Consider the following 7,319-nt stretch of genomic DNA (forward strand, 5'->3'; position numbering starts at 1 on the left):
TATGCAAAGGTCTAGAACAATCTAGAAAAATAGTAAAAAAATATAAACCAGATATAGTTATAGGTACTGGAGGATATGTGAGTGGACCGGTTTTATTTAATGCGGCTATGAGCAAAAAAGTAACTATAGTTCACGAACAAAACTCTTTCCCAGGCGTTACAAATAAAATACTTTCTAAAGTTGCTACAAAGGTCCTTACAAGCTTTGAGGATTCTCACAAGAGATTTCCAGAAAAGAGTCAAGGAAAACTAGTACTTACAGGAAATCCTGTCAGAAAGGAAATCCTACAAGCAAGAAAATATATATCTAGAAAAAATCTAGGTATAGCTGAAGATAAAAAAATGGTTTTATGCTACGGAGGTAGCGGTGGCTCAGAAGAAATAAACGACGCTATGAGACTAGTTATCAAAAATATGGTAAAAGAGGATGTAGCGTTTATATTTGCAACAGGGAAGGTTTACTATGATGAATTTATAGAAAGTATAAAGGATATCGAGCTTAAGCCTTACCAAAGAGTAATGCCTTACTTAGATAACATGGCAGACGGGCTTGCAGCGAGCGACATAGTAATAGGAAGTGCAGGAGCGATATCTCTAGCAGAAATAACTGCCCTTGGTAAGCCTTCAATAATAATTCCTAAAGCATACACAGCAGAAAACCACCAAGAATACAACGCTAAAAGTATAGAAGCTCAAGGCGCTGGAATAGCTATATTAGAAAAGGACTTAACACCAGAGTCTTTAAATGAAGCTGTATTTAAATTACTTGGAAATAAAGAGTTATTAATAGATATGTCAGATGCAGCTAAGAAAATCGGTAAGCCAGAAGCTATCGACTTAATATACGATGAAATAATGAAGGCTTACAATGAATCTCCAAATGCGAAAAAGAAAAAAGAAGCAGTGTCAAAAGAAGAAGACACTTCAGCTGAAAAATCTGCTGATGATTCAAAGGTTATAGGAATAAAAAAGAAATAAATTAAAATTACAAGATAAAGGATATAGATTAGTTAAAAGCTACTCTATATCTTTTTGTTTGCAAAAATAAAAGTTTATAGTATATATAGCGAGATAAATAAGTTTATATATCGAAATCATATGAAAAATAGCCGATTTTAATATAAATTTGTTTTTAAAAAATAAATTTATATGTAGGAGATAAAAGGAGCTATGTAGTATTTAAGATTAATAACTTAATATTGGAGTGATTTCGATGAAAAGTAAAAAAAACAAAAAAAGAAAAATAAGAATAAATAGATTGATTACATTATTGCTATTTGTTTTTATGATTTGCTTTGGATCCATTGCATTCATAAAAAGCGACTTTTTTTCTCTAAAATATGTAAAGATAATAAATAATAATATGCTTACAAAATCAGATATAAATAGCTTATCTAAAGTTGCAATAGGAAAAAACATATTTACATACGATTTAAAAAAAATAAAATCAAATATTGAAGAGAACCCATATATTGAAAGCATATCTGTAAAAAGAAAGCTTCCCAACTCATTGGTAATAGATATCAAAGAAAAAGATATAATATGCGTGTTAAAGGATAAAAAAGAAAACTATTATTATATTGATAAAAATATGGAATATGTAGATAAAATAAATGAATCTGATATAAAGGATAACTATCCAATTGTAGGTGTGGATTTTTATATTGAGGAAAAGCAGATAAATTATAAAAATAAAAATGATAAAAAATATTTAAAGGCGTTAATGGAAAATATAAAAAAACAGGGCTTAAATAAAAAAATTCGAGAAATTGACTGTTTTGACGAAAAACAAATTGATATTAGTGTAGATAAAAGTATAGAAGTAGTAGTTTTAAAGGATAAAAACATAGATTACAATATAGCTAAGCTGACGAAAATTTTATTGGATTTAGAAAAACAGAATATTCATTATGGAAAAATAGATATGACTTTTTCAAAATATTCTCTATATACATATCAGTGATAAATGTCTAAATTGGCTAAATAATCGGTATATATTTCGAAATAGAGTAGCTTGAATTTTATAAAAATATAAAAATTTAAAAATATAATATATAAGTTGTATATTATTATAAAAAACTTAACAAATTAAATCAAATAAATGATATAATATATTATGTTACAATTTAAAATGGCTTTTTTTTTTAAAAAATAGATTTTAAGTTTAATTTAACGAATATTTGAAAGAAAAATAATAAAATAGTTATTTATTTAGGAAATATACGTTAAACATTTAAATATTAAATGATATAATAAAACTATATATAGAAATAAATCATGAGAGAGGGAGGTTTCGATATGTTAAGTTTTGATTTAGAAACTGACAATAATGCTAAAATAAAGGTATTTGGCGTTGGTGGCGGTGGAAACAACGCTGTTAATAGAATGATCGATGAGCAAATAAAAGGAATTGATTTTATAGCAATTAATACTGACAGACAAGCATTAGTGACTTCAAAAGCAGAAAACCAAGTTCAAATAGGAGAAAAGCTTACAAGAGGACTAGGAGCAGGTGCAGACCCTGAAATAGGGAGAAAAGCAGCAGAAGAAAGTAAAGAACAAATAGAACAATTACTACAAGATACAGATATGGTATTTGTAACTGCCGGAATGGGTGGTGGAACAGGTACAGGAGCAGCTCCAGTAGTAGCTCAATTAGCAAAGCAAAAGGGTATTTTAACAGTAGGTGTTGTTACTAAGCCTTTTGGATTTGAAGGTAAAGTAAGAATGAAAAATGCAGAAGCTGGTATTGAAGAATTAAAAGCAAATGTAGATACATTAATCACTATACCAAATGACAGATTACTAGAAGTAGTTCAAAAAAATACATCTATACTAGATGCGTTTTCTATAGCTGATAATGTATTAAAACAAGGTATACAATCTATATCTGATTTAATAAAGGTTCCAGGTCTTATAAACTTAGACTTCGCAGATGTTACATCTATAATGAAGGAAAAAGGACTAGCTCATATGGGTATAGGTAGTGCAAGTGGAGAAAATAGAGCTATAGAGGCAGCTAAAGAGGCAATACAATCACCACTTCTTGAAACATCTATAAGAGGTGCAAAAGGCGTTTTACTTAATGTAACAGGAGGACCTAGCTTATCATTATTTGAAGCAAATGCAGCTTCTAATTTAATAACTGAATCATGTGACCCAGATGCAAATATTATATTCGGTGCATCTATTAGAGAGGATTTAGAAGATGAAATAATGATAACTGTTATAGCTACAGGATTTGATAATGCTCCACAAGGTGGATATGTAGAACCTACTCCAATTAAAAAAACTGAAATACCACCAGTAGCTAAGCCTGTACAAAAGACAGAACCACAACCTCAACCAGTTAGAGAACCAGAACCTGTGGTTGAACCACAACCAGAGCCTGTTAAAAAGTCAACTGACTGGGATGATGAAATGGAAATACCAACTTTTTTGAGAAATAAAAGAAGATAATTCAAATAAATAAAAAAAACTTCCGATATTAATTTGGAAGTTTTTTTATTTGACTTTTTATAAAAGATTTCTAGAAAGTCAAAGGGAGACCCAAGATAGATTTTAATCTATTTGTGTCTCCCTTCTCATTGTGGGTTTTAAATATTTATTTAAAAATCTTGATAGCTTATTTTAAACATGCTAGAAATTATATTTCTTTTCATCTACAACTATAGCGTTATTTACTATACTAATAGCATTTTGAGGATAAACTTTTGCTAACTATATAATATAATTCTATAGAAAAAATTTCTGTTGTTATAAAAACAAATAATTACTAAATATATTAGCAATTTAATTTTTAAATTAAAAAATTTATAGTAGAAATTATTAAATTAAGTATTATAATTTAGAGATATAGAAGAAAAGAGGTTTTAATTATGAGTAAAAAAGATATAGTATTTTGTAAAGGCGGAGGGTGCACTGCAAAACTAGGACCAGGTGTTTTAAGTCGTGTTTTAGATAGAATTCCTAGAAAACACGACGAGAATCTACTTATAGGATTTGAAAGTAATGACGATGCATCAGTGTACAAGCTAACTGACGATATAGCTATAGTACAAACTTTAGATTTTTTTCCACCTATGGTAGATGACCCATATACCTTTGGAAAAATAGCTGCAGCAAATGCTTTAAGCGATATATACGCTATGGGAGGTGAGGTTAAAACTGCCTTAAATATAGTTTGCTTTCCAGAGCAAATGGATTTAAATATTTTAGGTGATATAATACTTGGAGGAACTGAAAAGGTTGAAGAAGCAGGAGGCGTTTTATCAGGTGGACATTCTATAATGGATCAAGATGTAAAATACGGATTATCTGTTACAGGAGTTATAAATCCGAATAAAATATATTCAAATAACGGCTGTAAAATAGGAGATAAATTGATACTTACTAAGCCACTAGGAGTCGGAATAATTTCTACAGCAAATAGGGTTGGGGAAGCGAGCGAGGATGCTATGCAAAAGGCGATTAATTCTATGTGCACATTGAATAAATATGCAGCAGAAATTTCTAGAAAATATGATGTGCATGCGTGCACGGATGTAACAGGATTTAGTTTGCTTGGACATTTAAATGAAATGGTATCGGGAGAATGTTCTGCCGTGTTAAATAGCGATAAAATACCTTATATAGAAGAAGCTAGAGAATACGCTTCTGAATTTTTACTTACAGCTGCTGCACAGAGAAATAGAAATTTCCTTGAAAGCAAAGTATTATTTAATATAGATGATTTTGCTATGGAGGAAATATTATTTGATCCACAGACATCAGGAGGACTTTTGATAGCAGTAAATCCTGAGGATGCAGATAAGCTTATAGAAGATCTAAAAAACTTAGAATTGCCATGTGGTATAATAGGTGAAGTTGTAAAAGAACAAGAACATAAAATAATTGTAAATTAACAATTTTAAATATAAATAGAAAGGAAATATAAAAAATGAAAGAAATAAAAATAGATGCTAGAGGGGATCAATGCCCAATTCCAGTAATAAAGACGAAAAAGGCTTTAGGTGAAGTCAAAGAACCAAGTGTAGTAGAAGTCAGTGTAGATAATGAAATCGCAGTACAAAATTTGAGCAAAATGGCTAAACAAAAAAAGTTAGAGTATTCATGTGAAAAAATAAATGAACAACATTATATTATAAAAATAAAAACTGGTGATTTATCAGAAGCTAAAGAAGATAATATAAAAGAAATCCGAGAAGAACAAGGTGAAGTTTGCTACCCAGATAGAAAAACTAATACAGTAATAGTACTTAGCAGTAACCAAATGGGACAAGGAAGTGAAGAACTAGGCGAAATACTTATGAAGGGATTTATATTTGCGTTAACTGAATTAGATGAACTTCCAAGTACTGTATTGCTTTACAACTCAGGAGTAAAATTATCTACTCAAGGCTCTAAATCTATTGATGCTTTAAAAACACTACAAGCACAAGGAGTAGAAATTTTAAGCTGTGGTACATGCTTAAACTATTATGATTTAGCGGATAAGCTAGAAGTTGGAGAAGTTACAAACATGTATTTTATAGTTGAAAAAATGGCACAAGCTGATAAGATTATAAGACCATAAATATTAGAAAAATTATTTAGAAGATATGGCTCAAAAAATAATTGTAATTTTTTAGAAAAATTATTTTATATTCGACTGTTGAAAATGACAAAATATTTAAATCGTATATTCTATAATATATTTAATAAAGTTTTTCAATATATAAATTTAACCATAATATGATTAAGTAAGGAAAAGGAGAAAATCTAATGTATTTAGATTGTTATATTTTTGAAAACTTACTGATTAACTATATTATTATAAGTTGTACGACTTCTATTACTAAGATATACAGTAAAAAATACAGGCAAGTATTAGGTGCAGTAATAGGAACTATCTACAGTGTTATGTATATTTATAAGGAATTAGCAATTTTTTTTACCATACCTTCTAAATTTATATTTATCGTAATAATAGTTTTAATTTCCTTTGATATAACTAATAAAAGAGATTTTTTTAAAATACTTTTTAGCTTCTATCTAGTAAATATATTTATATCTGGAAGTGCTTATTTTGTAATCTACTTCACAGGAATCGATCATATAACAATATCTCTTATCATAATTTGTGCTTATATAAGCTGTAAATTATTGAAAAAGATAATCAATGATTTTAGGATATTAAAGCAGATTGAGAGCCTCACAAAGGAGATAAGTATTTCTATACTAGATCAAAATATAAAATGTATTGCGTTGTTAGATAGTGGAAATTTACTCCAGGATCCCGTCAGTAAAAGCGATGTTGTAATAATCAAGGCAAGTCTTTTAGAAAATTTTTTACCCAAAGATTGTAATTTTGAAAAAATGGATATTTCAGATATCCAAAGCATAACCGATAATCTGAGCCCAAAGATTTCGTGCAGAGTAAGATTAATTCCGTATAAACACGTTGGAGATAACAATGCAGGAATGCTGTTAGGGATAAAGGCAGATTATTTAAATGTAGATGATAAAAAAATAGGTAATATTATTCTTGGAATATCAGATTTTAAGGATAAAGAATACAGTGCAATTTTAAATCCAAGGATATTATGTTAAAAAGGAGGACTTGTCGTTGATATTACTATTAGAGGATTTTAAAAGAAAAATACTTATGAGGTTTATTAAAATAGGAAGTAAATTAAAGCTAATAAACCCAGATAGTATTTACTACATGGGAGGAGTAAACGTATTGCCTCCACCACTTACACTACAGGAAGAAAAGGAATTGCTACAAAAACTAGAATACGATGAAAATATAAAAACTATTTTAATAGAGAGAAACCTTAGATTAGTAGTCTATATATCTAGAAAATTTGAAAATACAGGAATAGATATGGAGGATCTAATCTCGATAGGTACGATTGGACTTATAAAAGCAGTAAATACATTTAATCTAGAAAAAAATATAAAGCTGGCTACATATGCATCTAGATGCATAGAAAACGAAATACTCATGTGCCTTAGAAAAAATAACAAGAAAAAATCAGAGGTATCCTTTGACGAACCGCTAAATGTAGATTTAGACGGAAATGAACTCCTATTATCTGATGTTTTAGGAACAGATAATGATGAAATTTACAAGATAATTGAGGAGGAAATAGATAGAAATTTATTGTTTATGGCATTGGATAAATTATCGGATAGAGAAAAGCAAATTATGGAATTAAGATTTGGTCTCAGTACAAAGGGAAAAGAAAAAAATAAAAAAGAAGTCGCTAATATCCTTGGAATATCTCAATCTTATATTTCTAGATTGGAAAAAAAGATAATTTTTAGACTTAAAAA

At 28.9% G+C, this 7,319-nt stretch carries 7 protein-coding genes; all 7 read left to right on the forward strand.

Going from position 1 to position 7,319, the window contains the following annotated elements; all coding sequences use genetic code 11:
* Positions 1 to 977: UDP-N-acetylglucosamine--N-acetylmuramyl-(pentapeptide) pyrophosphoryl-undecaprenol N-acetylglucosamine transferase (locus ACI3VO_RS01815; RefSeq protein ID WP_439756267.1), on the forward strand; the 977-nt coding region annotated here is incomplete at its 5' end.
* A 235-nt stretch (positions 978 to 1,212) separates the two neighbouring features.
* Positions 1,213 to 1,962 carry a cell division protein FtsQ/DivIB gene (locus ACI3VO_RS01820; protein ID WP_439756268.1) on the forward strand — a complete coding sequence of 250 codons (750 nt, stop codon included), beginning with the start codon at positions 1,213 to 1,215 and terminating at the stop codon, positions 1,960 to 1,962.
* A gap of 335 nt (positions 1,963 to 2,297) precedes the next feature.
* The gene (ftsZ, locus tag ACI3VO_RS01825) at positions 2,298 to 3,458 is read left to right on the forward strand and encodes a cell division protein FtsZ (RefSeq protein WP_439756269.1); all 1,161 of its coding nucleotides are present in this window, start codon (positions 2,298 to 2,300) and stop codon (positions 3,456 to 3,458) included.
* A gap of 416 nt (positions 3,459 to 3,874) precedes the next feature.
* A complete protein-coding gene (selD, locus tag ACI3VO_RS01830; protein WP_439756272.1) occupies positions 3,875 to 4,903 on the forward strand; it encodes a selenide, water dikinase SelD in 1,029 nt (342 codons plus the stop codon).
* A gap of 35 nt (positions 4,904 to 4,938) precedes the next feature.
* Positions 4,939 to 5,574 (forward strand): sulfurtransferase-like selenium metabolism protein YedF, encoded by a 636-nt coding sequence (yedF, locus tag ACI3VO_RS01835; protein WP_439756270.1) that lies wholly within the window; start codon positions 4,939 to 4,941, stop codon positions 5,572 to 5,574.
* A gap of 188 nt (positions 5,575 to 5,762) precedes the next feature.
* Positions 5,763 to 6,590: a sigma-E processing peptidase SpoIIGA gene (locus ACI3VO_RS01840; RefSeq protein ID WP_439756271.1), complete on the forward strand. Its 828-nt coding sequence runs from the start codon at positions 5,763 to 5,765 to the stop codon at positions 6,588 to 6,590.
* Between the two features lie 55 nt (positions 6,591 to 6,645).
* On the forward strand, positions 6,646 to 7,319 hold a 674-nt coding region (sigE, locus tag ACI3VO_RS01845), incomplete at its 3' end, for an RNA polymerase sporulation sigma factor SigE (protein WP_439756273.1).

The organism is Intestinibacter sp., from assembly GCF_051866655.1.
In the GTDB taxonomy this organism is placed as follows: Bacteria; Bacillota; Clostridia; order Peptostreptococcales; family Peptostreptococcaceae; genus Intestinibacter.

Bases quoted from the DNA above. Each gene is read 5' to 3' on its own strand.
- ACI3VO_RS01840 (WP_439756271.1), top strand. From the start codon at position 5,763: ATGTATTTAGATTGTTATATTTTTGAAAACTTACTGATTAACTATATT.
- yedF (WP_439756270.1), top strand. From the start codon at position 4,939: ATGAAAGAAATAAAAATAGATGCTAGAGGGGATCAATGCCCAATTCCA.
- ftsZ (WP_439756269.1), top strand. From the start codon at position 2,298: ATGTTAAGTTTTGATTTAGAAACTGACAATAATGCTAAAATAAAGGTA.
- ACI3VO_RS01820 (WP_439756268.1), top strand. From the start codon at position 1,213: ATGAAAAGTAAAAAAAACAAAAAAAGAAAAATAAGAATAAATAGATTG.